Source organism: Ureibacillus massiliensis 4400831 = CIP 108448 = CCUG 49529 (assembly GCF_000772965.1).
In the GTDB taxonomy this organism is placed as follows: domain Bacteria; phylum Bacillota; class Bacilli; order Bacillales_A; family Planococcaceae; genus Ureibacillus; species Ureibacillus massiliensis.
In genome coordinates this window covers 1-26,831 of sequence record NZ_JPVQ01000030.1, presented here as the reverse complement: position 1 = coordinate 26,831, position 26,831 = coordinate 1, and the positions used below count along the sequence as shown (strand labels likewise).

At 34.6% G+C, this 26,831-nt stretch carries 24 protein-coding genes and 1 riboswitch; of the genes, 13 read left to right on the top strand and 11 right to left on the bottom strand.

Annotated elements, in window-relative coordinates; all coding sequences use genetic code 11:
- Positions 1-42 precede the first annotated feature (42 nt).
- Positions 43-930, bottom strand: coding sequence for an OmpH/Skp family outer membrane protein (locus CD30_RS13965; protein WP_036178072.1), 888 nt, complete (start codon positions 928-930; stop codon positions 43-45).
- Positions 931-1,341: 411 nt separating this feature from the next.
- Between CD30_RS13965 and CD30_RS13960 the strand changes: the two genes are divergently transcribed.
- Positions 1,342-3,537, top strand: coding sequence for a beta-propeller domain-containing protein (locus CD30_RS13960; protein ID WP_036178070.1), 2,196 nt, complete (start codon positions 1,342-1,344; stop codon positions 3,535-3,537).
- A 304-nt stretch (positions 3,538-3,841) separates the two neighbouring features.
- On the opposite strand, the gene CD30_RS13955 is transcribed toward CD30_RS13960, so the two are convergent.
- Complete coding sequence (locus tag CD30_RS13955; protein ID WP_036178068.1) at positions 3,842-5,284, bottom strand: polysaccharide deacetylase family protein; 1,443 nt, start codon at positions 5,282-5,284, stop codon at positions 3,842-3,844.
- Between the two features lie 133 nt (positions 5,285-5,417).
- Here CD30_RS13955 and CD30_RS13950 point away from each other — a divergent pair, with 133 nt between their 5' ends.
- Positions 5,418-6,170 (top strand): threonine/serine exporter family protein, encoded by a 753-nt coding sequence (locus CD30_RS13950; RefSeq protein WP_036178066.1) that lies wholly within the window; start codon positions 5,418-5,420, stop codon positions 6,168-6,170.
- 12 nt (positions 6,171-6,182) lie between these two features.
- A complete protein-coding gene (locus CD30_RS13945; protein ID WP_036178064.1) occupies positions 6,183-6,668 on the top strand; it encodes a threonine/serine exporter family protein in 486 nt (161 codons plus the stop codon).
- A 54-nt stretch (positions 6,669-6,722) separates the two neighbouring features.
- Here the strand turns inward: CD30_RS13945 and CD30_RS13940 are convergent, their stop codons facing one another.
- Positions 6,723-8,738, bottom strand: coding sequence for a sensor domain-containing protein (locus CD30_RS13940; RefSeq protein WP_036178062.1), 2,016 nt, complete (start codon positions 8,736-8,738; stop codon positions 6,723-6,725).
- Between the two features lie 323 nt (positions 8,739-9,061).
- Here CD30_RS13940 and CD30_RS13935 point away from each other — a divergent pair, with 323 nt between their 5' ends.
- The 4 genes from CD30_RS13935 to CD30_RS13920 all read left to right on the top strand — a co-directional run bounded on the left by CD30_RS13935 (position 9,062) and on the right by CD30_RS13920 (position 14,789).
- Complete coding sequence (locus tag CD30_RS13935) at positions 9,062-10,789, top strand: ABC transporter ATP-binding protein (RefSeq protein WP_036178060.1); 1,728 nt, start codon at positions 9,062-9,064, stop codon at positions 10,787-10,789.
- A gap of 2 nt (positions 10,790-10,791) precedes the next feature.
- A complete protein-coding gene (locus CD30_RS13930; protein WP_036178058.1) occupies positions 10,792-12,624 on the top strand; it encodes an ABC transporter ATP-binding protein in 1,833 nt (610 codons plus the stop codon).
- A gap of 90 nt (positions 12,625-12,714) precedes the next feature.
- Positions 12,715-13,593: a GNAT family N-acetyltransferase gene (locus tag CD30_RS13925; RefSeq protein WP_036178056.1), complete on the top strand. Its 879-nt coding sequence runs from the start codon at positions 12,715-12,717 to the stop codon at positions 13,591-13,593.
- A 284-nt stretch (positions 13,594-13,877) separates the two neighbouring features.
- A complete protein-coding gene (locus CD30_RS13920; protein WP_036178054.1) occupies positions 13,878-14,789 on the top strand; it encodes a 1,4-dihydroxy-2-naphthoate polyprenyltransferase in 912 nt (303 codons plus the stop codon).
- A 47-nt stretch (positions 14,790-14,836) separates the two neighbouring features.
- Here the strand turns inward: CD30_RS13920 and arsC are convergent, their stop codons facing one another.
- From arsC to CD30_RS13895, 5 genes are all read right to left on the bottom strand, one after another.
- The gene (gene arsC, locus CD30_RS13915) at positions 14,837-15,259 is read right to left on the bottom strand and encodes an arsenate reductase (thioredoxin) (protein ID WP_036178053.1); all 423 of its coding nucleotides are present in this window, start codon (positions 15,257-15,259) and stop codon (positions 14,837-14,839) included.
- A 61-nt stretch (positions 15,260-15,320) separates the two neighbouring features.
- Positions 15,321-16,379 (bottom strand): ACR3 family arsenite efflux transporter, encoded by a 1,059-nt coding sequence (gene arsB, locus CD30_RS13910; protein ID WP_036178052.1) that lies wholly within the window; start codon positions 16,377-16,379, stop codon positions 15,321-15,323.
- Positions 16,372-16,701 (bottom strand): ArsR/SmtB family transcription factor, encoded by a 330-nt coding sequence (locus tag CD30_RS13905; RefSeq protein ID WP_036178051.1) that lies wholly within the window; start codon positions 16,699-16,701, stop codon positions 16,372-16,374. Before CD30_RS13905 ends, arsB begins: the two co-directional genes overlap by 8 nt.
- Positions 16,702-16,850: 149 nt before the next feature.
- Positions 16,851-17,540 carry a glycerol acyltransferase gene (locus CD30_RS13900; RefSeq protein ID WP_036178050.1) on the bottom strand — a complete coding sequence of 230 codons (690 nt, stop codon included), beginning with the start codon at positions 17,538-17,540 and terminating at the stop codon, positions 16,851-16,853.
- A complete protein-coding gene (locus CD30_RS13895) occupies positions 17,530-18,621 on the bottom strand; it encodes a glycosyltransferase (RefSeq protein ID WP_052126217.1) in 1,092 nt (363 codons plus the stop codon). The genes CD30_RS13900 and CD30_RS13895 overlap by 11 nt, the downstream gene beginning before the upstream one ends.
- A gap of 334 nt (positions 18,622-18,955) precedes the next feature.
- Here CD30_RS13895 and CD30_RS13890 point away from each other — a divergent pair, with 334 nt between their 5' ends.
- The gene (locus CD30_RS13890; protein ID WP_036178049.1) at positions 18,956-19,897 is read left to right on the top strand and encodes a ring-cleaving dioxygenase; all 942 of its coding nucleotides are present in this window, start codon (positions 18,956-18,958) and stop codon (positions 19,895-19,897) included.
- 90 nt (positions 19,898-19,987) lie between these two features.
- Here CD30_RS13890 and CD30_RS13885 read toward each other — a convergent pair whose 3' ends face one another.
- Positions 19,988-20,485, bottom strand: a complete 498-nt coding sequence (locus CD30_RS13885; RefSeq protein WP_036178048.1) for a CarD family transcriptional regulator — start codon at positions 20,483-20,485, stop codon at positions 19,988-19,990.
- 128 nt (positions 20,486-20,613) lie between these two features.
- Here CD30_RS13885 and CD30_RS13880 point away from each other — a divergent pair, with 128 nt between their 5' ends.
- Positions 20,614-21,051, top strand: coding sequence for a MarR family winged helix-turn-helix transcriptional regulator (locus CD30_RS13880; RefSeq protein ID WP_328286142.1), 438 nt, complete (start codon positions 20,614-20,616; stop codon positions 21,049-21,051).
- A 40-nt stretch (positions 21,052-21,091) separates the two neighbouring features.
- On the opposite strand, the gene CD30_RS13875 is transcribed toward CD30_RS13880, so the two are convergent.
- Positions 21,092-22,027: an aldo/keto reductase gene (locus CD30_RS13875; protein ID WP_036178046.1), complete on the bottom strand. Its 936-nt coding sequence runs from the start codon at positions 22,025-22,027 to the stop codon at positions 21,092-21,094.
- Between the two features lie 1,027 nt (positions 22,028-23,054).
- Between CD30_RS13875 and CD30_RS13870 the strand changes: the two genes are divergently transcribed.
- Positions 23,055-24,053: an LLM class flavin-dependent oxidoreductase gene (locus tag CD30_RS13870; RefSeq protein ID WP_036178044.1), complete on the top strand. Its 999-nt coding sequence runs from the start codon at positions 23,055-23,057 to the stop codon at positions 24,051-24,053.
- An 82-nt stretch (positions 24,054-24,135) separates the two neighbouring features.
- On the opposite strand, the gene CD30_RS13865 is transcribed toward CD30_RS13870, so the two are convergent.
- The gene (locus tag CD30_RS13865; RefSeq protein ID WP_036178042.1) at positions 24,136-24,951 is read right to left on the bottom strand and encodes a S1C family serine protease; all 816 of its coding nucleotides are present in this window, start codon (positions 24,949-24,951) and stop codon (positions 24,136-24,138) included.
- Positions 24,952-25,125: 174 nt separating this feature from the next.
- A riboswitch (guanidine-I (ykkC/yxkD leader) is annotated at positions 25,126-25,222 on the top strand.
- Positions 25,223-25,283: 61 nt separating this feature from the next.
- Here CD30_RS13865 and CD30_RS13860 point away from each other — a divergent pair.
- The 3 genes from CD30_RS13860 to thpR all read left to right on the top strand — a co-directional run bounded on the left by CD30_RS13860 (position 25,284) and on the right by thpR (position 26,584).
- A complete protein-coding gene (locus tag CD30_RS13860) occupies positions 25,284-25,625 on the top strand; it encodes a DMT family transporter (protein WP_036178040.1) in 342 nt (113 codons plus the stop codon).
- Positions 25,625-25,942, top strand: coding sequence for a DMT family transporter (locus CD30_RS13855; RefSeq protein ID WP_036178038.1), 318 nt, complete (start codon positions 25,625-25,627; stop codon positions 25,940-25,942). Before CD30_RS13860 ends, CD30_RS13855 begins: the two co-directional genes overlap by 1 nt.
- A 75-nt stretch (positions 25,943-26,017) precedes the next feature.
- Complete coding sequence (gene thpR, locus CD30_RS13850) at positions 26,018-26,584, top strand: RNA 2',3'-cyclic phosphodiesterase (protein WP_036178036.1); 567 nt, start codon at positions 26,018-26,020, stop codon at positions 26,582-26,584.
- The last annotated feature ends 247 nt before the right edge of the window (positions 26,585-26,831 follow it).

The window sequence follows — 26,831 nt, the reverse complement described above, 5'->3', positions numbered from 1 at the left end:
ATAGAGTTAAGTTATTTTTTTCAATTCTATATATTAAACTTTCTACCAATATAGAATGTCATCCTCATATCGTGGCCACGATTTTTCATTTAGTTGTTGATTAACTGTAAATGATAATGCTCCGCTTATTGGGCTTTTCGTTATGTCAACCTCTGCTGTAACGGAAAATGACGAATCCCATTCAGCATACGTATGCTCGTATTTTGTACCATGATGAAGTTCCTCACCTTTGAGTTTCGTTACATAAACAACAGCATAAGAATCAAAATCTGAATCATCTTCAACATTAAATAAATACAGGCCATCAAGTCTTTGAGAGCCATCTCTTTTAGTTGTTGGACCATCTGCAGGTACAACCGCATTATAGTATTTTGCAACATTTGAATCCCATTCAATCGATACTACGTCTAGTGAAGCTTCATAAGCCTCAAGTTTATTTACTGCCCATTGGCTGTAAAGTCTCCAAAAAGAATCACCACCCCTTTTAACTGAATAAGCAGATAAATCCAATTCAGAAGGGCTTATAGCTAACGTTCCAATTTCAAATTCGCTACTTTTATTTTCAATCTGTAACTCTACTCCAATTGAATCAAGTTCCTGTTGAAGTTGTTTAACATCTTTATCATTGTTTTTAACTACATTATGAATAAATCTGTCAAATTCTTCATCAGACAATGCCTGAATTTGTTTTTGGTAGTCATCTTCAACTTTTGATAGTTCAGTAGTTGATAACGTATTAAATTTATTGGCTAAGATAACCTCTGATTTCTTCTGATAATTTGCAAAGCTGTTATTAACTTTGACTAATTCGGTTTTATTTACTGAGTCTCCGTCTACCACTGTATCTACGGCTGCTGCATAAGAAGTAGTACCAAAAGCAGATGTTGCTAAAAGTACAGTTGCCACTGTTGTTGCGAATAATTTTTTCATCCTAAAAGCTTCCTAGTATAATAGTTTATTTGTAATTCATTACCAGTTTAATAGAAAAAATATAGTTTTTAATCGAACAAATTACTTAATTTTCAAAATAGTTTAATAGTAATAGGGATTCGACCTTAATGTGGGATTGGAATAAAGTTTGATTAAAAATGCTTTCACCCCTTATTATTTAACAGCAAATGCAAAAACTCCATTTTGAAAAAAAGATTGTTCAAAATGGAGTTTTCTCTATTGTAAAAACGGATCATCTTCAACCCCTAAGAAAAGTTTTGATAGTTGCTATTTTACATAAAATCTACTCTAAAAATTTTAGATAGTTCGAAATTATTTTACCTTATTTGTAACTTATTAGGAATTTATCAGTCTAATCCTATAGTAAGCTAATAGAAAAGGAGTGAAATCATGAAAAAGAGGTTTTATGTAAGCGGTATTCTTATACTACTAGCTGTACTTGCTATAGGTGCAGTGCTTTTTCTAGGTAAGAAAATTGAAGTGAATGCAACCTCAACCGTGTTGGTAAATCATCCTTATCATGTTCATTTTTCACATGCACTAGACGAAAACAGTATAGATAAGGGTTACGTTTACTTAACAGACAAAGAAGGTAATAAAGTAGAATCTGAAATGAAACTATTGAATAAAGGGAAAACAGTGACAATCCTGAATACAAAGTCAGGAGAATATACTTTGCATGTTGAGAAAAATGCATTCCCAATTCCTTCTACGCCAACAGCTAAAAAAGAAATTGAATATGAAGTTATCGATCAAATTGAAGGGATCACATCTATTGAAGACTTACAAAATTTTTTCCTTACAGCATTAAATCGTGAACAACGATATTATCTTAATGATTCGACGATGAGTGGGGCAGAGGAAAGTGTGGAAGTATCCAATTCAGCAGCAGATATGAGCTCAGATCGTGGAGCAGATTATTCCACAACAAATAATCAAGTGGAAGGTATTGAAGAAGGTGACATTGCTGTAACGGATGGAGAATATATTTACGCTACGTATGATAACGATATCATCATTACAGACGCAAGAAACCCTGAAAATATGAAGCAAGTAAGTAAAATTACATTTGATGATTACAGCTATCCTATGCAATTAATGATTCATGAAAATATGCTAATCGTGATGAAAGATCAATATATTGAGCCAGAGCAAAAGGATAAGGATAAATATGTTAGTGGATATAGTATGACAACAGCAGCGTTTTATAATATCGAAGACCCTAAAAAGCCGACATTAGTTCGTGAAATAGGGCAAGATGGCTATATGACGGGTGTACGTAAATATAACGATGTACTTTATATGGTAACGATAAAGTCACCTGAATACTGGATTTTATATGATACACCTGTTGAAGAGGTTGAACTTAGACCGTATACGTATGATAGTGCAGAAGATGAGAAAATTTCACCGATGGAAATTGAAAAGTTAACGATTCTACCGGGGTCAACAGAACCGAATTATACCATTATTTCAGCTATTGATTTAAATAACTTTGAAAATGAAAAAGTAGAAACGAAAGGTTATTTAGGTAGCAGTTCGACCCTTTATATGTCGCCGAATGCACTATACCTGACTGCCCTTGATTTTGAAATGCCAACTACTCTAGAGTTTGAAGTCGAAAGTGAACCCAATACATCTGTGTCAAATTCAATGGCGCGGGATATGATCATTGCGCCAACTTCAGTAAATACAGATATTTATAAATTCGCTATTAATGGCACAGATATTGATTATACAGCTTCTACATCCATTAATGGTTCTGCTTTAAATCAGTTCTCAATGGATGAATATGATGGGTACTTTAGAATTGCTGTAACAGAAGGCAGTATGTGGGGAGCTGAATCTACATCGAAAAATCATTTATTCATCTTTAATGATCAATTAGAAAAAGTAGGAGAAGTAACGGATTTAGCAAAAGGAGAACGTATTTATTCTGCTAGGTTTATGGGGGATAAGGCGTATATTGTAACATTTAAAGAGGTGGATCCACTATTTGTCATTGATTTGGCCAATCCAAATGATCCAAAGGTTTTAGGAGAGTTAAAAATACCAGGATTCAGTAATTACTTGCATCCACTTGATGAAAATCATCTAGTAGGGATAGGCTATGAAACTGAAACAATGATTGATAGCTATTCAAAACGGCCATTTACTGTGACAGGTGGTATTAAAGTATCTCTATTTGACATTACTGATTTTTCAAATCCAAAAGAGCAAGATACTGTTGTGTTAGGTGGTCGCGGTACCTATTCAGAGGTTCAATACAACCATAAGGTACTATTTAGAAATAGTGCATATAGCTATTTTGGATTCCCTGTAAGCATATATGAGAGAAACGGGCAATATGATACACGCTTTGAAGGATCGGGCTCTGTAATTTACGAAATTACTGCTGATAATGGCATTGAGCTTAAGGGGAACTTAATAACACCAGCGTCTCCTGGTGAGCAGTATGAAAACTGGGAAACGATGGTACAACGAATGCTTTATATTGGAGATACACTTTACACAATCTCAAGAAATGAAGTGAAAAGCTACGATTTACAAACATTCGAGCAATTAGGAAGTGTGAAGATACAATAAAAATAAAATTAAAAGACCCGGGGAGATTACGATCATATCTTCCCGAGTCTTTTTTACAAATTTTATATTTAACTTTGCTTTGTTTGATTAACAAGAGGTTGGGAAATAAAGAGAAAAGTACATTTCATTTATTCCTTACAACCGACAGGAAAGCTTTGCCTTTGCATCGAAAGCCTAGAGGGGAGGTACTCTCTTCACTTGCCTCTTCAACGAACGATTTTCAAATGAAGCGGTGATCAAAATATTTACTATTCTTCATATTGAATACTCTTTCGAAGTTTACTTTTGTCCCGGCTTGTTCTTACTATTTATCTTGGAATAACAGTTCATTTACTGTAACAAACTCATAGCCTTCGCTTTGTAAGTACTTTAAGACACTCTCAAGACCATCTGCTGTAGATTGGTGAATATCATGCATTAGAATAATCGCGTTATTATGCATGTTTTTCTTAATCATTGGTAATAGATTACTAGAATCACGATGTTTCCAATCTAGTGAATCTATCGTCCATAAGACTGCGGGCAAATCGATTAAATCTGTTACACGTTTATTTTTATCTCCATAAGGTGGTCGGAAAACGTCAGGGTATTGACCGGTAACGTTTTTGATTGCTTCATTTGTTAGACGAATTTGCTCTAATACATTTTCAGATGAAAGAGCTGTTAATCTTGCGTGATTCCAAGTGTGATTTCCTATTTCATGTCCACGCTTTACAGTTTCGATTAAAACATCAGAATAATCGTCTACACGATTCCCAACAACGAAGAATGTTGCTTTTGCATCATACTTATCTAATGTATTCAAGATTTGCATCGTAATCGTTGGATGCGGTCCATCATCAAAGGTTAAAGCTACTTTTTTTCCATTATGTGAAGGCGTATTCGGCCGTGTTGAATTGTCTTTAATACCATTTTTAAATTCAGGTGCAAGTAAAGAATAAATCGATGTTAGTGAGATGGTTGCTGTTGGAATACCAGCATTACGCTCTGCAACCTCACCCTTATCAAAGTAAATGATTAATTGATCATCTTTAATCGCAAATCGTTTATACAATTTCCATTTAGGCTCTGTGGCAGCAAAAAATTGGTCATTGTGAATATATTGATTGTACGTTTTATTGTTTAAAATACTTGAATGAACATGATCGGTAAATGTTATTAAGTGATCAACGTTTAAATCAATTAAATGTCTTAAATCTATCATTTCACCAGTTTCATTATTGAAGAATATCGTTTTAATAGTAGATTCATATATATTCGAACCAATTGCTTCACTCTTTGTGAACACGATTGAAATATATTTATTGTCATGTTCAAATATTTCACTACTAATTTTTAAATTATTAAATAGATTTTTAGTTTCATTAGTGAGAATGTTTAAACGTACTGCATTTTCATATTGCTCTTTCGATGTGGATATGTATTGATTGATTTCATTATTGATTATTTCAAATTTAGTTTGTACGGATTGTATATGGTATGGTGTTGATTTATCATTTAATTTTTCATGAATAATGTGAACTCCATCAAATGCAGTTTCGAACTCTTCAATGACTGGTGATGGCAAAATTTCTGGTTCTTCAACTATTTGCTCTTCAATTACCTCATCGTTTGCCAATACATTTTGAAACTTTGATTCTTTACTTGTAATAACAAACACTGTTATAAAACTAAACAATGTAAAAATAGTTGTAATCAGGACAATGTCAAGTAACCGACCGCCGAACTTGCGATCCTTGTTGTTCATACCTAGTTGGGAACTCCTCTCTATTGTTTATTTGTATATGAAAAATATGTAAAAAATAATAAATAATAAAAAACTGTATTGAGATTTCCTTTTTTGTTCGATAATATGAGCAAGGAGAAAAGGAGAATCAGCAATGACTAATAACGAAATGAATTATGAGATGGCATTAGATTGTTTTCTACTCGCTGGTCGAATAATGATTGAGAGCGGGGCTGAGACATATCGAGTAGAAGATACAATGTTACGAATGGCTCGCTCTCTTGATATAGAAGATGCACAAAGTTATGTAACACCAACTGGGATTATTCTTTCATTAGGAAGAAGACAAATCACAAAAATTACATCTATATCAAATCGTATTACGGATTTACACAAAATTTCGCTAGTAAACAGAGTTTCTCGTAACCTTACAAATAAAATGATATCACTCGAAGAAGCGTATGACGAGCTACTTCGGATACAAAAAACCAACTATTTTTTACCAATTTATCTACAGGTTTTTTTAGCGGCTGTTGCAAGTAGTGCTTTTATTATTTTGTTTGGTGGTTTGTGGAGCGATATGCCCGCCGCTTTTGTAGCAGGTGGTGTTGGGTTTACCGTTGTGACCATCATACATGAACTGACAAAGGTGAAATTTTTCTCAGAGTTTTTAGCAGCGCTATTCACAGGATTAGTCGCATATTTCGCTGTAAAGTTTCACCTTGGAACAGAATTAGACAAAATAATTATTGGCGGCGTAATGCCATTAGTTCCTGGGGTGTTAATCACAAATGCAGTTCGTGATCTAATGGCGGGCCATTTCACTTCGGGAATAGCTAAAGGTGCAGAAGCCTTTTTAACTGCATTTGCTATTGGATCTGGTATTGCGCTTGTAGTTGGATTTTAAGGAGAAAAACGAATGGATTATCTCGTACACGCAATTTTTAGTTTTATATCTACTGCATGTTTTGGTGTTATTTTTAATGCACCGATAAAAGCAATTCCCTATTGTGGTTTTGTTGGTTCGATTGGCTGGATGATTTACTACACTCTTATGCAATACGATGTGTCAGAAGTTCAGTCTACTTTTTTAGGAGCTTTTGTTGTTGCTATTGTTGCTCAAATATTTGCGCGTAAATTTAAATCACCGATGATTGTTTTTAATGTATCTGGAATTATACCGCTTGTCCCAGGTGGTCTTGCTTATAATACTATGCGGAGTATTGTGGAATTAGAATATATAAATGGAATTGAATATGGATTACGTGCTTTTATGATTTCAGGGGCTATTGCAATGGGACTTGTGTTTGCGGAAGTAATTGTACAGCTATTTTTCAGGCTCTTAAACAACGGTAGAACGTCCATGCAATCCTATGCTCGAGCAAAAAGACAAAAGATAAAGTGAAAAATGGCTACAGATACTTAAGGGTGATTCCTTAAGTATTCTGTAGCCATTTTATTATTTCTGATTGTTTATTAGTTTTTTAATTTCTTTTGCATTAACTGGTTTACTAATTAAGAAGCCTTGAATAATATCACATTCGAATTCTTTAAGAAGCTGCAACTGTTCTTCTGTTTCTACCCCTTCAGCAAGTACAGTAATATTCATTGACTTAGCAAATTGAACCATACCTTTAATCAATCGTTGAGTTTTTTCAGACATCATTAATGAATGAATAAACATTTGATCGATTTTTAAAATTTCTATAGGTAATAGCTGCATATATCTGAAGGAAGCATAGCCTGTCCCAAAATCATCAAGTACAAAAGTTATTCCTTCGTTTTCAAGTAGTCGCATTTGTTTAATAATATAAGATTCAGCTTCGGCTTCTAGAGCGAATTTTTCCGTAATTTCTATTTGAATTAAGCTTGCAGGGCAATTCGTTTGAGATAAAGTATTCAAAATCGATTTAGCCATATTTTTATCACGGAACTCGCGGACAGATAAGTTGATGCTAATCTTTAAGTTGACTCCTCTTTCGTTCCATAAGGCAGCTTGTTTACATGCTTCCTCAATGACAAAAGATCCAATATCGTTAATCAGACCTGTTTCTTCCGCGATAGGAATTAATTCATCCGGCGGAACTACGCCAATTTCCTCATCTTCCCAACGTACTAAAGCTTCGACCGCAATAATTTCCCCACTATTTAAATCAAGCTGCGGTTGATATAAAACCTCAAGATTTTTTTGGTCTAAAGCAAGTAATAGACGCTTTTCAATCAATGATTTTCGGTTTAATGCTTTATGGGATTTAGATGATAGGGAGGCAATATTATTCCCACCAGCTTCTCTAACATTTTGCACGGCTTTAAGAGATGCCTGCATTAACTGATAAAAGCCAGACTGATCTGTTGGTGAATGAGTAATTCCCCCACTTATTGATAAAGGTACAGCAGCATTGCCATTATAAATAGGGTTTTGTTTTAAATAAGTTAAAAAGCCTTGGATAAACCATTCGCTCAATGGGGTAATGATAACAAACTCACTTGAATTAATACGAGCCATTGAACTGTCCTGGAAATAAATTTTTAGACGTTTAACAAATTCAGAAATAAAGCTACTTTCATTTAAGTTTTTATGCAATTCTTTCACTGTGTAAAATTTATCAATACTTAAATATACAAAGGAAAAACGTCTTCCTTCTTCAACCATTTCGTTAACGATTTGCTCTAAGCGGTAAATATTCATTAAACCTGTCTCGGGATCGATATAGGCAATTTTCTCAAGCTGTTGCTTCATTAATTTTTCATCAGTGATATCGTGCTCAAGTAAAGTATATTGAGCGTGATCGCCTGAATAGGAAGGGATAGCAGTTAGATGTACCCAATAAGATTGTCCATCCTTAGTAATCTTCTCCACATCACCTTGCCAGATTTCACCAGAAGATATTGTGTGCCAGATTTCTTCAGCTTCCTTCTTAGATTGTTCAGCTTCAGGAAAAAGCTGCCAAAATGTTTTTCCTAGTACACGTTTTGGCGTCCAATGGCTAGTTTTTAAAAACTTTTCGTTACAATTTGTGATAAACCCTTCACTATCAATTGTTACAACCATGAAGGATGAAAGTAGTCCTTCCTTTAGATCGCTTAATTCCTGTGATGACTTATTAATTTTTTTCATTTGGTTATTCAATAAACAAATAACGAAAGTGCATAATTCCCCTTTATAATAAGAAGGAATCGTAATAATTGATGCTTCAAGTAATTGATCATCACTTGTTAATAAATATTGATTTTCGAATTTTAGCATATCGCTTCTTTCGGAAATCAGTTCCCATGTGTCTTTTGTAAATGATGAAAATAATGAATCCTTTATATGGTCGTTATCACTAAACTCGCTAAGCGAATAATGGAAAAAGTCTTCAGCTAGTTGATTCCAAATCAAAACATGGTTTTGGTTATTGAGAATGATCGATGGAAAAGGAGCTTGTAATATTAAGTTTTCACTTATACTATAGTTTGATTTTGCAAGGCCCATCACTATTGTCTCCTTAATACGGATATATTTACTAATATTATAGTTTTAATTCATTATATAGTCATTACCAATTTAATAGCAATTTTTTGATCGTGCCTAAAAACGAGACTTTTTTACTAAGTAAAGTTTAGAAAAATGTAAAAGTTTATATAAAAATTTGTCATAAAATGATTAAGTTTGTCTAGATAATCTATCGTAGGAAGCAGAAATTTAATTTTTACTAATACTGTGAATGTTTTGGGACGTTGATTTATACTAAAAAAGTAACTATTTAACATATTGATGTAATCAACATGATTTGTTTTTATTCAGGGGGATATATATTGAAAACTGTATTTTCTTATGCAAAACCATATTGGTTGCCGGCAGTGATTGCGTTGTGTTTAATGTTCATTGAATTGCTCGTTGAATTATCTCAACCTTTGATAATAGCAAAGATTATTGATGATGGAATTGTAGTAAATGATCCTGGAGCAATTGGACTTTGGGGAATTGTATTAGTTAGTTTAGCAATTGCTGCATTCTTTTGTGGTGTCGTTAATTCTTATTTCTCTTCTCATGCAGCCCAAAGCTTTGCTTATGATTTGAGAAATGAGCTCTTTCGTAAAATTCAAGCCTTTACGATGGCTACTTATTTAAGATTTCCTACATCTGGATTAATAACGAGGCTTACAAATGATGTGAGTCAAGTTCAATCTGTCTTTTTTATGAGTTTAAGAATTATGTTAAGGGCACCTTTAGCTGCGATAGGTAGTTTATTGATGGCCTTCTTAATAAATCCTAAAATTGCATTCTTTTTATGTATAGGGGCACCCATTGTTGTAGTATTTTTATACATTATGGTCAAGAAGGGAATTTCTTTTTTTGCTCAAGTACAGTGGAGATTGGATCGGGTGAATCGAGTGTTGCAGGAATGCTTGCAGGCTATTCGCCTTGTAAAAGCCTATATGCGTGACCAGTATGAATCAGATAGATTTCAAAATGTATCCAATTTATTAAAAGTGGACACAACGAGAGCATTACGAATAATGGAATTCATTATGCCTGTGCTACTGTTAATTATGAATTTCAGTTTATTGGCAGTAATCTGGTTTGGTTCTAGTGAAATTAATAATGGAAATGCGCAAGTAGGGGAATTGGTAGCCATTATTAATTATGCTATGCGTATAACAGGCAACTTTTCCATGTTTGCTTTTATCATTATTGCCTTTGCTCGTGCGAAAGCTTCTGCTGATCGTATGGAGGAAGTTTTATTGGTACCAGCTGATGATTTAGAAGTGGAGAATTCTAATCACAATGAGGAAGAACAGAAGGAGTTAGGGTCCATTCGATATGAACATGTATCCTTCAAATATCCAAATACAAATTTACCGGTATTGCAGGATATTTCGTTCGAGCTTAAACCTGGTGAGAAGCTTGCGATTATGGGTGAAACAGGTTCGGGAAAATCCACATTGTTAAACTTATTACCTCGTTTTTATGAATCGACCTCGGGAGAAATATACGTCAATGGCCGTAACATTAAAGGTTGGAAGCTTTCTGATTTAAGGGAGACGATTGGTTTTGTGCCTCAAAGATCATTACTTTTTACAGGATCAATCGAGGAGAACTTAAGGTGGGGAAAACAAGAAGCGGAATTTGAAGAAGTTCAATATGCAGCGATGCAAGCACAAATTCACAGCACGGTAGAAGGTTTCCCAAATAAGTACGGAACCCGTGTAGGGCAAAAAGGTGTAAATTTATCTGGTGGCCAAAAACAAAGGTTATCTATAGCGCGGGCACTAATTCGTAAGTCAGGCATTTTAATATTAGATGATAGTACGAGTGCCCTGGATGTAAAAACGGAATCGGCCTTATGGAAAGCGCTAGATGAGGAAAAGGTTACGATGCTCGTAGTCACGCAAAAGGTGCAAACTGCTAAAATACTCGATAAAATACTGCTTCTACATAAAGGGAAAGTAGAAGCCTATGGTACACATGAACAGCTATTGCAAATAAGTGAACGTTATAGGCAAATCGCTGAGTCTCAGCAGGAACAGGTAGGTGAGTAATCATGAACTTTATACGCAAACCATTTGGTTATGAGCCTGTTTTGCAAAAAGAAGTTTTAAAGGCTTCAGGTAAAAAGAAAAAAGGACCTAGAGCAAGTGATTGGAAAAGTACATTACTCCAGATATGGAAAATCGTAGATGAGAAACGGTACCTATTGATTTTAGTCCTTTTTATGGTCATGATTAGTGCCATATTGTCGTTACTTGGGCCTTTATTAATTGGATATTTAATAGATCACTACATTTTAACTTGGAACTTCGAAGAAATGTTGCCATTTATAATGATATTAATTGGGGTATATGTGATACTGTCCATCTCTTTATTTTTACAAAACTATTGGATGATCGGCATTTCTCAGCAGACTGTGTACCGTATGAGAACAGGGCTCTTCCAACATTTAATGAAATTACCTATTTCATTTTTTGATAAACGACAGCACGGAGAGTTAATGAGTCGAGCAACAAATGACATTGAGACGGTCAGTGCCACTTTAAATACTTCCTTTATTCAAGTTTTTTCTAGCATACTTACCTTGCTCGGAACTGTAGGAGTGATGCTTTACTTAAGTCCACTTCTAACAGTGCTGACGATGATGATTATTCCTTGTATGTTCATGGCAATGCGATGGATTACTAAAAGAACAGGGAAGCTATTTAAAGAACAACAAGCAGCCGTTGGAGCACTTAATGGAATGATTGAAGAAACGATATCAGGTCAAAGTATCGTTAAAGCTTTTTCTCAAGAAAATCGTGTTATAGAAGAATTTCGTGAAAAAAATGATCAATTACGTAGAACGGGATTTTGGGCGTTAACTTATTCTGGCTACATTCCAAAGGTGATGAACTTTTTAAATAATATTAGTTTTGCTATTGTTGCAGGAATAGGAGGTATACTAGCCTATCATAATCTAGTGACGATTGGTATCATCGTTATTTTCACAGAATTCGCTAGACAATTTACTCGCCCATTAAATGACTTAGCAAATCAAATAAATACAGTTCTTTCTGCCATTGCAGGTGCAGAACGTGTTTTTGCTATTATGAATGAAACTGAAGATATCGATACTGGAAAAGCGCTAAATGATACTAAACTAAAGGGTGAAGTTGAGTTTAAAGACGTTCATTTTAAATATGAATTAGCAGAAGAGCAAGAAACGTTAAAAGGTGTTAGCTTTCATGTGGAGCCCGGTCAAACTGTTGCTTTAGTTGGTCCAACTGGGGCAGGGAAGACGACAATTATGCAATTACTCGCACGTTTTTATGATGTGAAAGAAGGGGCAGTCTTATTTGATGGCATCGATGTACGGGATTTGAAACGGGAAACATTGAGAAAGCAAATGGCCTTTGTTTTACAGGATCCATTTCTTTTTGAAATGTCTGTCCTAGAAAATATTCGTTATGGCAGATTAAATGCAACCGATGAAGAAATTGTAGAAGCCTGTAAAAAGGCTAATGCCCATGATTTTATTTTGAAACTACCTGATGGGTACAATACCGTTCTAGCAGCAGATGGAAGCGAAATCTCCCAAGGCCAAAAGCAGCTATTATCCATTGCAAGAGCCTTTGTTGCTAACCCTGTGATTCTTTTGTTGGATGAGGCGACTAGTAGCATTGATACGGTTACAGAAGTGAAAATACAAGAAGCATTGGAAGAATTAATGAAGGGTCGAACGAGTTTTGTGATTGCCCATCGATTAAATACAGTTCGTCAAGCAGACCTTGTCTTTGTCATGCAGGAGGGACAAATAGTAGAAGTGGGAAGACAGGAAGAATTAATAAAACTTGGTGGGGTTTATGCGAACATGCTCAAACAAACCGAAAGTATCAGAGATTAGTTAAAGTAGTAATTTATTCATTTGGTTGCATTCAAACATATGAATCTCTAAAATGAAGACAAGTGTATATATGGAATTGGAGTTCTTACGATGAAATTTTCAATTATTAAGCAATCATTTCCTGTAGATATGGAAACCTTCGAAGAGATTAAACAGTTGTGTGAAGATGCAGGTAAAATTGATCGAACTAGCTACTATACGGTGATGAAATTAAACGCCTCAACGAGTTATAATACTAAGGGCTTTTTTGTCCTAGCTTATGATGACGAACAGGATCAATTAATAGGTGCTGCTAGTGCATCTGATTTAATTGGTTTAAATACTTATGAATGGTCGTTAGTCGTTTCGCCAATGTATCGTCAAATAGGAATTGGAACGGCATTATTTAAAGTGCTGCACGAAGGTTTATATGAACGGGGTGCAGAAGGTGAATTAGCCCTTGCTCCAGACAATGAAACATACGGAAAAAGATTTTTAGAAAAGTTTGGCTTCAAATATAGTTTTTCAGAGGCAACCTTTGAAACAGGTGCGGAAATGATGACTATGCCCGATGGGATATTTATTCGACGCTACACAGACTTAGACAAAGATGCATTAGTTGAAATTTTTATCGATGCATTTGGCGACTTGCGGGAAGAGGCGTTGGAATTAATTGAGTACAATACAACAACAGAAGGACGAAATCTTTGGGTAGCAACCTTTGAAGGCAATGTTGCTGGTACGATTACAACGACAAAAGAAGGAGAAGTCCAGTGGGTAACGGCTCTTGCGGTACATCCTGATTTACAAGGTAAAGGAATTGGAACAGCATTGCTCAATTGGGCAAAGGATTTCACTTTAAGAAATGGTGAAAAAATTGTCATGTTAGATGTAGAAGTTGAAAATGAACGTGCTCTTTCTCTATATGAAAAAGCAGGGTTCATGAAATCCATGCAGGTGGACTTTTTTGTTTATAGTAGTCGAAGATAAATTTAGTAAAATAAAGCCTACAAATCCTAGCCTGGTTTGTAGGCTTTCTATTTGAAACAATACCATTAAGAAATTTTTCCTCATAGCATGAAAATATTTCAAAGGCTATACTATAGGAGATTTGTTATAATATATGGATGTGAATAAAAATTTCATAGTCAGATACGATTAGGGAGTTTCGTTGATTTCTGTTGAAAATGTTTATTCAGAAGAGTTCAATAGAGGAGAGACAAGGCCTAATTTAATTTTATTTCATTTTAAAAGTAGGGAAGTTGATTAATAATATGGAAAATCAAAAACAAATGAGTTCCGCGAAATTAATGTGGAAAATGACTCGCCCGCATACACTAACAGCGACATTTGCTCCTGTTATATTAGGTACTGTTATTGCATTATATGATACTCAAATCGACTGGCTGATGTTTGCTGCGATGATGGTTGCATGTCTAGCCTTACAAATTGCGACAAATTTATTTAATGAATACTATGATTTTAAGCGTGGTCTAGATACAGCAGAATCTGTCGGAATTGGCGGAGGTATTGTTCGACATGGATTGAAACCAAAAAATGTTATTACAGTAGCCGTTTTGTTATATGTGTTAGCTGCAATTATCGGTGTTTATATTTGTGCAAATAGTAGCTGGTGGTTAGTAGCTGTTGGATTGTTTGGGATGGCAATTGGTTACTTATATACGGGTGGTCCGTATCCAATTGCGTATACACCTTTTGGAGAATTATTTGCAGGTGCATTAATGGGGACAGGATTCGTATTAATTGCTTATTTTATTCAAGCAGGTACAGTAACGTTGTTAAGCTTTATGATTTCTATTCCTGTGGGCATTTTAGTAGGAGCTATTAATATGGCCAACAATATTCGGGATATTGAAGAAGATAAAAAGGGTGGAAGAAAAACACTGGCTATTCTTCTTGGAAGAGAAACTGCAATTATGACTCTAGCAAATGCATTTTTTATTTCGTATTTATGGATATTGGTGCTGATCATGTTAGGTGATTTAAGTCCTTGGGCATTGGTTGTTCTATTGAGCTTACCAAAACCAATTTCAGCGGTTAGGGCTTTTAAAAGAGGAGCAAAAGAACCTCAATTTATGAAAATTGCTATGAAATCCACAGCTATTACGAATACATTGTTTAGCTTCTTACTATCGATTGGCTTGTTAATTGCCTATTTTGTTTAATGAAAAAAGCATTTCCTTCTGTTTTGCATGAGGGAAATGCTTTTAAATTATTTCAATTCTTCATTTACAAACTTTTCAATACGAGCACCAATTGCATCACGGACTTGTTGGAACACAGCCCATTTTTCCTCGCTAGTCCCTTCAGCTTTCGCTGGGTCAGGAAATCCCCAATGTTCTCTACGTACATGAGGTGGTGTCATTGGGCATTTGTCCGCTGCATCCCCACATAGTGTAACAACCAATGTAGCGTTATTAAGAATTTCAGGATCGATCAAATCGGAAGTATGATTCGAAATATCGATTCCAATTTCGTTCATCGCTTTTACTGCATTTGGGTTTAAACCATGTGCTTCAATACCAGCACTTTTTACAGTCCAAGAAGAAGGTAAAAGCTTTTTTGCCCACCCTTCAGCCATTTGACTACGACATGAATTACCAGTACATAAGAAGTAAAGTGTTTTTTCTGTCATGAGAGATCTCCTTAACCATTTTTTCATTTTAAGCCCTCTGATAGCTTTTGAAAAAGCTTATTTAATTTAGGGTTCTAAAATATTTCTTTTCCCAACGTAAGGCTACCCAAACTAGCCCGATTAAAACTGGTACTTCCACAAGTGGACCGATAACAGCTGCAAAAGCGACACTACTGTGTAATCCAAATACGCCAACTGCAACAGCAATCGCTAATTCGAAGTTATTACTTGCGGCAGTAAATGAAAGGGCAGCAGTTACGGGATATGAAGCCCCCGCCTTGCGAGATGCAAAAAATGAAACGGCAAACATTATTAAGAAATAAATAAATAATGGAATTGCAATACGAACCACATCTAATGGTAATTCGACAAGCTGCTCGCCTTTTAGCGCAAACATCATTACAATGGTGAAAAGTAATGCGATTAAAGTAAGGGGGGAAATCTTTGTTAAGAATTTTTCTTCATACCATTGTTTCCCGCCAAATTTCATACCTAAGTATCGAGTTAAAAAACCTGCAACAAACGGTAAGCCAAGGTAGATAAGTACGCTTTGAGCAATTTCCCACATTGAAATAGTAATGTTGAAGTTAGTTAAACCAAACCAACCTGGTAACACATTTAAGAAAAAGTAAGCGAAAAATGAATATGTGACAATTTGGAAAATCGAGTTGAAAGCAACAAGTCCTGCAACATATTCACGATCCCCACGAGCTAAATCATTCCAAACAATAACCATCGCAATACAACGGGCAAGCCCAATCATAATAAGACCCGCCATATATTCAGGATAATCGTGCAGGAATAGGATCGCTAAAAAGAACATTAAAAAAGGGCCTAGGAGCCAGTTTTGTAATAAAGAAAGTAGTAGTACTTTCCAGTCTTTAAATACACGCCACATTTCTTCATATTTTACCTTTGCAAGTGGAGGATACATCATTACGATAAGCCCAATCGCAATAGGAATAGAAGTTGTACCAATGGACATCGATTCAAGTGCTCCGCCAATGGATGGAACAGTAATACTAAGAATAACGCCAATCCCCATAGCTACGAATATCCAAAGTGTTAAATAGCGATCAAGAAATGAAAGCTGCTTTGTTAAAGATTTTTGATTATTCATTAATGATTTCTCCTTCTATTGGACAGCAGACAGATTTACATTCACATGTTTGTAATGGTTCTATTTTTAATAAAATATCCTTCATCAAAGGAGTTTGTTCTTCAGCAATTCGATAGTGTTTCCATGTACCGACTTTGCGCTCTGCTATAATCCCAGCTTCCTTTAATTTTCGAAGATGCTGACTTACGGCAGGCTGTGAAATATTTAAAACATCGACAATATCACAAACACAAACTTCACCTTTCTTCAAACAAGCTAACAACTTCAACCGATTTGCATCTGCAACTGCTTTTAATTGTTTTTCTATATATTGAATGTCCACAGTGACTCTCCTTCTGCAATATATAATAATATGCTTATATATTGGATAACAGTATATATAACTATATAAGAATATACTTATATTATAACTTTTATGAACAGTAAGCAATATAAAAATGCGAATGATAAAATTCGCATTTAGTATATTCATCAATCTTCGCAGTCTTTCGCCATTTGGTTAAGAGAAGCCTGTATTTTTTCGAGAACCTTTGATTTTTGTTGATCAAAATCTTGTCCGTCTTGAAAGTAGATGGGTTCACTAGTAATTAATGTTTTTTTATTTTTACTTACATAAAGAGGAACGAAGGCAATATGTTTTCCAGTAGATTTAAAATAAAATTTGTCGATCAATAAAAATCCTTCGTAGAGCGCTTTCGTTTTTGAAGAGGCATCGGCATAATCGATGTCAGGGAATATGATAATATCTTCTCCCTTTTGTAAAACGGTTACGCTCTCCTTAAATGTCTGAATGATTTTTCGTGAGCCTCTATTGACAGAAATAGAACGAAGAGAATTTATTAAATTAGTAATAAAAAATGATAGAGGATAGGCGATAAGTTTCGCAATGGTTTTATTCATTCCAGCCCGTTCTGAAAAAGTGTATTCGGAATATTGCTTGTAACATTCCTTTCGATCACTGAATACATGCAGTACCCATGGATGAATGTGAATGGGTGACCACAAAAGGGCATGAAAAGGGCCGAACATATTTTGATGATGTGAAATATACACAACGGGGTCATCAAAAACCTTAAAATCTATAATAGAATATGTGGGTGTTACCATTCGAACAGTTTTTTTTATCATTCGAACAAAGGGACCGTAAAATTTACTTTTCATGATGATCGCCTACTAACGATTTTTTTTTATGTTTATTCACTAGAAAATATTGGTGTATTTGATAAAACAAAAGTCCGATAATGATATCGATACTTAATTTTGCAATGATAATATTGAGATTTAAATAATAAGTTGTAAATGTTAGCAAGAAGTAGGTAATGAGAATATTACTTAGAAAAAGTAAGGCATAGGAAAATCCCGAGCTTTTTTGAGAAGGAGTCCTTATTTTTCTGTTCATATAAAAATTACTAGAGGTTGAAAGAATTCGAGCAAAAATGGTTGCAAAGAGTATTCGTACTTTTGGCGCTAATTCTACAAGTAAGATGCTGTTTAATGAGATGAAACAAAAGAAGTCAATAATAGCGGCAATAATAACAGTATAAAAATATTTTACAAAGCCTGTAATCATTTTTTTGAAGATTTTTAAAGAGTCATAGATTGGATGATAATGGGAACCTGAATTGTTATTAAAGTAAATGGTTTGAATCGGTACTTCTATAATACTGAGGTTGAGCTTTCTAGCATAGATGAGCATGAGTATTTCGTATTCATAGCGTTCACCTTTCAAATTTGCAATTTCAGGCAATTGGTTCGTAGGAATGCCACGTAATCCCGTTTGCGTATCTTTTAGCTTTTCTGCAAAGAGTAGTTGAAAGAAGAAACTTGTCAATTTATTGCCCATTAAGCTTTTTATCGGGACTTCTGTTTGATCAAAATCCCGGACTCCTAGTAAAAGCTTTTGGTCATTATTTTTAAGTAATTTTGCAAGATGAATAACATCGCTGACAGCATGCTGCCCATCTGAATCTGCTGTCACAACACCTTCAAGATGAGAAAAGTGTTCTAAATAATGATGAAAGGCAGTTTTCAACGCACGCCCCTTGCCACGATTTACTTCGTGTGTAAGTACTGTACAAATCCCACTAGTATGTAGTGTGTCAAAAATATGTATATAGGGTTCGCCACTACCGTCATTCACCACAATGATTTCAGCAATGTTCTGTAATTTCAATTGCTTAACATAATCGATCAATTTTTCTGTAGGATTCAGAGCGGGTACGATAACTGCACAATTTATCATCGGCGGACTCTCCTTATCTTAAAATAAAAAGACCTACTAATATGTTACTATTTTTCCAGCTGGAATTACAAAGAGGTAATTTGAAAATTTTAGTAATAAATAAAGAGCACTATTAATGAAAAATCCAGTTCATAGACGTATAGACTCATAAAATGAAAATTTAAGCAGACATTAAAAGAATGGAATAACATTATTGTAAATTATATGTAATAATTTCCAACAATATTTCCATATTAAAATTATCTCGAAATCGAGATATATTTCTTGCTATTTGCCATCGTAAAATTGTAAAGTGAAGGTATATAAAAGGTCGGAAATAGAAGTGGGGATAAAAATGAATAAAATATTAGGACATCACCATATATCAATGATTACAAAGAACGCAAAGCAAAATAACTATTTTTATCAAAAGATTCTTGGGTTAAGAAGGGTAAAAGTGTCTGTCAATCAAGATGATCCGTCAATGTACCATTTGTTTTTTGGGGATTTGACAGGTAGCCCGGGTACTGGACTTACCTTCTTTGAAATTCCGATGGTGGGAAAAACTTATCGGGGAACAAATGCCATTACACAAATCGGATTGTTTGTTCCCTCTGAAGAGAGCTTATATTACTGGAAAGAACGATTTGGTGAATTTCAAGTAAAGCATGAAGAAGTAACAACATATGCAGGAAGAAAAGCGTTACCTTTTGAAGATCATGAAGGGTTACGTTTAGTCTTACTAGACAGTAAGGGGGAAAAAGTACCTGAATTTTGGTCGAAGTGGGATGGGTCAGATGCTTCAATAGAACATCAGATTTTAGGAATGGGAACAATTGAAATGACAGTAAAAAATCTCAATAAATTATCTATTACATTAACAGAACTGTTCGGATACATTGAGGTTTCCCGTACCGACAATGAAGCTTTATTCCAATCGGTGGAAGGAGAAGGATTTGGAGAAATTCATGTTAAAGAATTAGATGGACCAAAAGAAAGACCGGGTCGTGGTAGTATTCACCATTTAGCAATACGAGCAAAAGATGATAAAGAGCTTGAGGATTGGTCGGAAAAAGTAAAAGCAAGAGGGTTCGCTTCTTCTGGTATCGTGGATCGTTATTATTTCAAAAGCCTTTACTTTAGAGAATCGAACGGGATTTTATTTGAGATTGCCACAGATGAACCGGGCTTCACAGCAGACTCAAGTATTGAAGAACTTGGAACTAAACTAGATTTGCCACCGTTTTTAGAGGGCAGAAGATCAGAAATTGAAGCAAAATTAGAACCTATCGATTAAATGCAATTATGTAGGTTCTTAAAACAATAAAAAAAAGCAAAAAAGCCTCTTAAAAAATAAACACTTTTAAGGGGCAGTTTTATTTACTCTTTACTGTACTTGTAAATTTCTTTCGACTTGATTATAAATATCTTCAGTAGTTGTATTTAATGAAAGTGCTAGCTCTGAGAAGAGACTGTTTTGAATAGTGTTCAGAAGCTTTACATCTTGGTTTCCAAGTTTTTTCCCATTAGCCTCATCATCTTTTTGCTTAGCCATTAAAGTGTTTACGATTTTAGCAATTTCAAATCGGTCGCCTTTTTTTATCGCTTCAGAATATATATGGATTCGATGATTATTTTTTTCGATCCATTCAACGCCTAAATTTTTAAATGAATCAATAATTTTCATTGCTGTTTTTTTATCTACAACATCACTTAAATTTAATTTTTTACTATTAATAGGGATGTGAATAACTAATTGTTGATTGTTTAAAGGATGCATTACATAATAGGTCTTTGTTTCCTCAGAGAAGGTTTTTTCTGTTATATCATCAATCTCACAAATACCATGTGACGAATAAATGATTAAATCACCAATATTATACATACAGATACCACCTTTATATATTTTGTCAACCTAGTTTACAATTCAATTGTAACACGTAAAATGCTAATTGTCAATTCGGTTGACAAATTGAAGGTAGCTGACTATATTAAATTTAATAATGATTAGAGGTGAAGTCGTTGGAATATCCACTTGATACTCTTGGAATAGTGAATTTAATAAGCGAACGACAAGTCGTACTTCAACAAATGGCAAATCATACATGGGAAGAGTATAGTGATATAAAAATTTCAAATTCAGAATGGTATATTATGGCGAGAATTTATGGCCAAAAGACAACGATTTCTATGGTAACAAAAAATGTTACGATCACTAGACAAGCAACACATAAAAATATTAAAAGCTTGGAAGCAAAAGGGCTAGTTGAAATAAGTAATGCAGAACATAATAAAAGAGATAAATGCATTCAATTAACAAAATTAGGTGAACAATGCTTTAAAAAGTATGAGGAAATTAAAGATCAGATAGAAAAAAAGGTTGCACAAAACATAGGAGCTGAAAGGCTTACCCTTTTAAAAGATATACTTAAAATGAATTGGGGAATATAAAAAAGCGAGAGGATTATTAAACGTCCTCTCGCTTTTGCATTTATCCAGCGAAAATCTGATCGATACGTTGGATTTCTTCAGAAGTTAGCTTCACATCTAACGTTTTTAAGTTGTTTAAAACTTGTTCTGAATGTTTTGCACCTGGAATTACAGCTGCAATCGCTTTTTGTGATAAATACCATGCGAGAACAACATTTGCAACCGCTGCCCCTTTGGCATTTGCGATTTCACGAATGCGTTCAACCTTTTCGACATTGCTGATAAATGCTTCCCCTTGGAAATGAGGTTGTTTCAAACGACCGGGATCTATTGCTGTATCCTTTGTATATTTTCCTGTTAACAGACCTGAGGCAAGAGGAAAGTATGGAATAAAGGAAATTTGCTTCTCTATGGTATAAGGGAAGTAAGTTTGTTCTGCACTTCGGTTAATCAAATTATAATTTCCTTGTAATACATCCACATAACCATCTTTATTTGCTTCTTTTAATTGGTCTAAGGAAAAGTTTGAAACCCCGATTGCACGAATTTTTCCTTCATCTTTTAATTGTTTTAATGCACCAATAGCCTCATCCTTTGGTGTGCTTTCGTCTGGAAAGTGGATATAAAGCAAATCAATATAATCTGTTTGAAGACGTTTTAATGATTTTTCAGTCTCCGTTTTTAGAAATTCAGGAGAATTGTCCATCGTCATATTACCGTCGACAAATTTAGGGCCTATTTTTGTTGCAATGATTAACTCGGAACGTTTTCCTGATTCTTTTACTACTTCGCCAATCAACTCTTCTGAACGAGCTGGACCATACATAAATGCGGTATCGATAAAATTAATTCCATGATTAATAGCAGTACGAACTAGATGCTTCCCAGCTTCTTCATCCGTATTTGGAAATATATTATGCCCTCCAACTGCATTTGTACCTAAACCAAGAGGATTAACATATAATTCCGATTTACCAAGTTGAACTTTGTTTCCCATTCCTATTACCCCTTTTCGAAAGATTACGTATCATCTAATTGAATATAAATCATGAAGCAATCGGGGGATGCTCTTCGAAAATTTAAATTTTCAGTTAATGCCATCCCTCTATTAAATTTTAAAAAATTCCAATTCCTGTATCAAACAATATGAACTTGTTTTTTATTATGTAAAGAGATTGGTGAGGAAAAAGACTATTTCCAATTATGTTTCATAAAATTAAAAGTCGAAAAAGGAAAAATAATCTGGTGGACAGTTTATGCAGTAAGGTTAAAGAAAATATTTGCAGGCTTTGATTTTTAAAAGGTGAAAAAATGGGAGAGAATAATAATTCGTTCTCTATTTTTTGTCAACTAAGTTTACGATATTTGTGATGAAAAGACTCTTAATTGTCGGATATAGTATGAAAAAACTAATATTTTATTTAGATAGTTATGTATGAAAAGAGGCTGTTAAATATTGTCGTCTCAAATATTTAAAATAAGGTAATCATTAGAGTTTTTTTGTCAATGTAGTTTACATAAAAGTTATATAATTAAAATAATATAGGGGAGAATATGAATTTAGCATACTACTTTCATAAAAAAATAATTAGTTAATTGGAGAGTTGCCTATAACTCTATTTATAACACTTATAAAAATTTCAAATCAATATATTTTTGTCAATTAAGTTTACAGATAAAATATATTAGAAAAATGAACTGTCGAATTAAAAGGAATGCGATTTGTTTTATTAAAAAAACTTAAACATTCATTGTATAGTGTTGAAAACTGATTTATATGGTTTATAAATGGACTAAATAACTAGAATTTATGTAAACTAAGTTGATGAAAATATTAGAATAAAAAAATGAATTGTCGGTTTATTTACTAATACCCCGTCGAAAATTTATTGCTGCGAAAATTGTTAGTACGTTTTTTCCAAACAGCAAATTGGATAATGTGTGATGTTGTTCGTTAAAATAAAGTTAGCAATAGGAAATAAGTTTGCATAACATGCAATATTTATAAAGGGGAGTTTCAAATCATGAAGTTAAGTGTTTTAGATCAAGCACCAATCACTAAAGGCAATACTGCACAAGATGCATTAGCTAAAGCTGTTGAATTAGCGGTTGTTGCAGAAGAGTTAGGCTATGAAAGAATTTGGATGGCTGAACATCATAATACAAAAGGTTTTGCAAGCTCCTCACCAGAAATTACAGCTGCGTATATTGCTGCTAAGACGAAACGTATACGTGTTGGAACTGGCGGAACGATGATTATGCACTATTCACCATACAAAGTTGCAGAGAATTTTAAGACATTAAGTGCTCTAGCACCTGGTCGTATCGATTTTGGGATCGGGCGAGCACCTGGTGGAGACCATTATGCGATGTATGCATTAGCAGATGGACGCCAACCAGAAGTGGATAATATATACGAAAAAATTGAAGTTGCTTTGCAATATGTAAATGATGAAACACCAGAAGCACCTTATTATCGTAGAGCTATTGCGGGTCCTTCTAATATTGTATTGCCTTCTGCTTGGTTATTAGGATCTAGTGGGAATAGCGCTGTTCAGGCTGGCAGAATGGGACTGGGCTATTCCTATGCGCAGTTCTTCAACGGTATGATGAATAAAGCGTTTTTTGATGCATATCGAGCAAACTTTAAGCCATCTGTTTATATGGAAAAACCAGAAATTGTTGTTTCTTATTTTGTAACTGTAGGAGAAACAAGAGAAGAAGCTGAGTATGAAGCAAAACCTGCTGATATTGCTAAGATGCTATTTATGCGAGGGCAGGTGGATGCACCACGATTAACGCCAGAAGAAGCCAAGGATTATCCATTAACAGAAATGGATAAAATGTGGATTCAGGAAAATCGCAAATCAAATATCGTAGGAACAGCGAAAGAAGTAGGGGATTTCTTAAGACAGGAACAGGAAATATACGGCTTTGATGAAGCGATGATATGTACAATTCCACATTCCCAAGAAATGAGATTGAAAGTCTACCGTCTATTGGCGAAAGAGTTTATGGGATAATGTTAGTTTGTTTTTAAGGTTAATAAGGAGCTATTTCCTGTTTTTGAAACAGCTCCTTATTGTATTATTACATTTTTAAATTTTAATTGATCATTCGCTCGTGTATAAGGTTTACTGGAATAAACAATCCAACATGGCCATGTTCATCATCCTCAATTGTAGCAAAAACAACTCCGATGACCTCGCCATTCATATTAATGACTGGGCTACCACTGTTTCCTCTGTAAACAGGTGCTCGCATCATGTAAACTTCATCATGCCAATCAGAAAGCAGCTTTTTCCCAAGGACATGACCTTCATTGGCGATACCGGAAAAAAAGAGTGGATTTCCAATAAAATAAACGGCCTCACTTGATGTAAACTTATAGTTTTCCGCAAGGGTTAAATAGGGGAGATTGTTTCCCTCTACTTGTAAGATGGCAGTATCAATTTCCGGATAGCTAGCCACCACTTCTGCTTTATAAATACCGTCTTCAGGGAAATAGACAGTTAGGGTGAGGGCATCTTCAATAACATGAGCGTTAGTTAGTATTAATCCATCTTCTGAAATCGTAAAGCCTGTCCCTTTGCTTTCCTCTGTAGAAATCTGTACTACTGCTTGTTTGTATGTTTGAATATCGTTTTGAGATGATAGTCTCGCGGATGTTTTTAAAAACTCTACTGCTGGGATTGAGAAAATCTCGAATATAACAGCGAACGAACCAAAAGTAAGTGTGATGGCAATCAGCCAAGCGATAAGTCTCGCAAACGGAGGAGTTCGCTTTGGTTTAATTGGTTTTCCTTCTAGCCGTGCCTGCCGCTCCTTTTCGAGGGCTTCCCTTTGTGCTTCAAGGACGAGCTCGATCAATTCCTCTTCACTAATAGGTTCCTGTTCATGCTCTTCTCTATCTTTTGCCATTTTATCACCCCAACTACCAAGTCTCTTTTATTATCATAACGAATGAAGCCTACAAATTAAAAGGATAGGGGATAGGGAATTTAAAATGGAGAAGTGATATACAAAAAAATTCTAAATGGACACAACTCTTGAAAAGATGACATGCATGTGCCATAATACAAATCAATTAGATATTTAAAAGTTTTCTAGGGTTCCGCAAATTATATTTGGTCTGGTCCGAGAGAAAACGTACAGTTTAACTGTAACACGGAAGGACAAAAGCCTGGGAGATACTATTTATTTAGTAATCTCTTAGGCTTTTTTTGTTCGTAAAAATTAGGGAGGCGTTCAAAATGAATAAACATTGGATAAAAATACTGCTTGCTGCTTTATTTGAAGTACTTTGGATTATTGGGTTAGCCCATTCAGGTAATCTATGGAGCTGGATAGGTACTATTATTGCTATCATCATTTGTAATTATTTTTTACTTTCAGCAAACCAAGTGCTACCGACTGGAACGGCTTATACAGTATTCGTTGGATTAGGCACTGCTGGAGCCGTTATTTCAGAAATACTCTTCTTTGGGGAGCTGATTAATTTAGTCAAAATCGCCTTCATATTCCTATTGCTTATAGGTGTTGTTGGATTAAAACTCCAGACGGATAAAGAAGAAAAAGAGGAGGCTAATGTATAATGGATTGGATTGCGTTGATTTTAGCTGGTATATTTGAAACTTTTGGAGTGGCGATGATGAATCAATTAAGTGTGAATAAGAGTTGGAAGCCTTTTGTTTTATTAATTGTTGGATTTTGTATTAGTTTATTTTTATTACAATACTCCATGGATACAATTCCAATGGGAACGGCTTATGCAATTTGGACAGGAATTGGCGTTGTTGGTGGGACAATTGTGGGTATGCTATTTTATGGAGAATCAAAGGATTGGAAAAGAATGGTGTATATTTCCATGATTCTCATCGCGGCAGTTGGTTTGAAAATCGTGAGCGGTTAAATTCAGATGAAGAAGTGAATGATGAAAATAGCTATACTTATATATAGATGAATCATTTATGGAAGGAAAGTAATTATGGCAGACAATCATCATTATTTCTTGGCAGTAAAGCTTCCGAAAGAAGTGAAGGAATTTATTGGCGAGTGGGTAGAAACGAATCAACAACAATTTCCATTTTCGAGATGGGTGCATCGAGAAGATTATCACATTACTCTTGCCTTTTTAGGGTTTGCAGAGAAGAATCAATTGGAACAAGTGATTGAATTGATGGGTCCGGTGTTATCAGAAGAAATATCATTCGAAATGACTGTTAACGAATTCGGTACCTTTGGACCACCAACTAGTCCGCGAATTTTTTGGGCAGGTGTCAAAGAATCAGAGGATTTAAAGCAATTACAGAAAAAAATCTACGAAATGTGTATAAAAATAGGCTTTCAATTAGATAAAAAACCATTCAAACCACACATTACAATAGCGAGGAAATGGAAAGGTGAAGAATCGTTTGATAAAGGGAAATTAAATTTCTTAAAAACAAATGAGTTTGCATTTCACGTGAATGAAATTGTACTCTATGAAACCCATTTAGATAAAACGCCAAAATATCATGAATTTGCCCGTTTCCCTATTGTGGCAACAAATTAGTAGCAAGCGATTACGAAATAAGTAATCGCTTTTTTGCGAAATATTATATTTATGTAAAAAGCAAGTGCTAAAGTTTGAAAATTCAAAAATTATGGTAAAATACAATATTAATAACGATGTTAATTTGGAATTTTATTACTATAAACCATATTTGTCCAGTAATAGAATAAAACCAAATTTGTATCAATATAATGAATAAAAAGCACAGTGGTGAAATGTCAACCAGAAAAAACATTAAAATTGGAAA

What these genes read in the sequence shown, in the direction of transcription:
- CD30_RS13960 (WP_036178070.1), top strand. Translation starts at nt 1,342, where the DNA reads ATGAAAAAGAGGTTTTATGTAAGCGGTATTCTTATACTACTAGCTGTA.
- arsC (WP_036178053.1), bottom strand. Translation starts at nt 15,259, where the DNA reads ATGACAGAAAAAACACTTTACTTCTTATGTACTGGTAATTCATGTCGT.
- CD30_RS13925 (WP_036178056.1), top strand. Translation starts at nt 12,715, where the DNA reads ATGAAATTTTCAATTATTAAGCAATCATTTCCTGTAGATATGGAAACC.
- CD30_RS13965 (WP_036178072.1), bottom strand. Translation starts at nt 930, where the DNA reads ATGAAAAAATTATTCGCAACAACAGTGGCAACTGTACTTTTAGCAACA.
- CD30_RS13950 (WP_036178066.1), top strand. Translation starts at nt 5,418, where the DNA reads ATGACTAATAACGAAATGAATTATGAGATGGCATTAGATTGTTTTCTA.
- CD30_RS13885 (WP_036178048.1), bottom strand. Translation starts at nt 20,485, where the DNA reads ATGTATAATATTGGTGATTTAATCATTTATTCGTCACATGGTATTTGT.
- CD30_RS13895 (WP_052126217.1), bottom strand. Translation starts at nt 18,621, where the DNA reads ATGATAAATTGTGCAGTTATCGTACCCGCTCTGAATCCTACAGAAAAA.
- CD30_RS13870 (WP_036178044.1), top strand. Translation starts at nt 23,055, where the DNA reads ATGAAGTTAAGTGTTTTAGATCAAGCACCAATCACTAAAGGCAATACT.
- thpR (WP_036178036.1), top strand. Translation starts at nt 26,018, where the DNA reads ATGGCAGACAATCATCATTATTTCTTGGCAGTAAAGCTTCCGAAAGAA.
- CD30_RS13955 (WP_036178068.1), bottom strand. Translation starts at nt 5,284, where the DNA reads ATGAACAACAAGGATCGCAAGTTCGGCGGTCGGTTACTTGACATTGTC.
- CD30_RS13875 (WP_036178046.1), bottom strand. Translation starts at nt 22,027, where the DNA reads ATGGGAAACAAAGTTCAACTTGGTAAATCGGAATTATATGTTAATCCT.
- CD30_RS13860 (WP_036178040.1), top strand. Translation starts at nt 25,284, where the DNA reads ATGAATAAACATTGGATAAAAATACTGCTTGCTGCTTTATTTGAAGTA.
- CD30_RS13945 (WP_036178064.1), top strand. Translation starts at nt 6,183, where the DNA reads ATGGATTATCTCGTACACGCAATTTTTAGTTTTATATCTACTGCATGT.
- CD30_RS13865 (WP_036178042.1), bottom strand. Translation starts at nt 24,951, where the DNA reads ATGGCAAAAGATAGAGAAGAGCATGAACAGGAACCTATTAGTGAAGAG.
- arsB (WP_036178052.1), bottom strand. Translation starts at nt 16,379, where the DNA reads ATGAATAATCAAAAATCTTTAACAAAGCAGCTTTCATTTCTTGATCGC.
- CD30_RS13920 (WP_036178054.1), top strand. Translation starts at nt 13,878, where the DNA reads ATGGAAAATCAAAAACAAATGAGTTCCGCGAAATTAATGTGGAAAATG.
- CD30_RS13900 (WP_036178050.1), bottom strand. Translation starts at nt 17,540, where the DNA reads ATGAAAAGTAAATTTTACGGTCCCTTTGTTCGAATGATAAAAAAAACT.
- CD30_RS13855 (WP_036178038.1), top strand. Translation starts at nt 25,625, where the DNA reads ATGGATTGGATTGCGTTGATTTTAGCTGGTATATTTGAAACTTTTGGA.
- CD30_RS13940 (WP_036178062.1), bottom strand. Translation starts at nt 8,738, where the DNA reads ATGGGCCTTGCAAAATCAAACTATAGTATAAGTGAAAACTTAATATTA.
- CD30_RS13890 (WP_036178049.1), top strand. Translation starts at nt 18,956, where the DNA reads ATGAATAAAATATTAGGACATCACCATATATCAATGATTACAAAGAAC.
- CD30_RS13930 (WP_036178058.1), top strand. Translation starts at nt 10,792, where the DNA reads ATGAACTTTATACGCAAACCATTTGGTTATGAGCCTGTTTTGCAAAAA.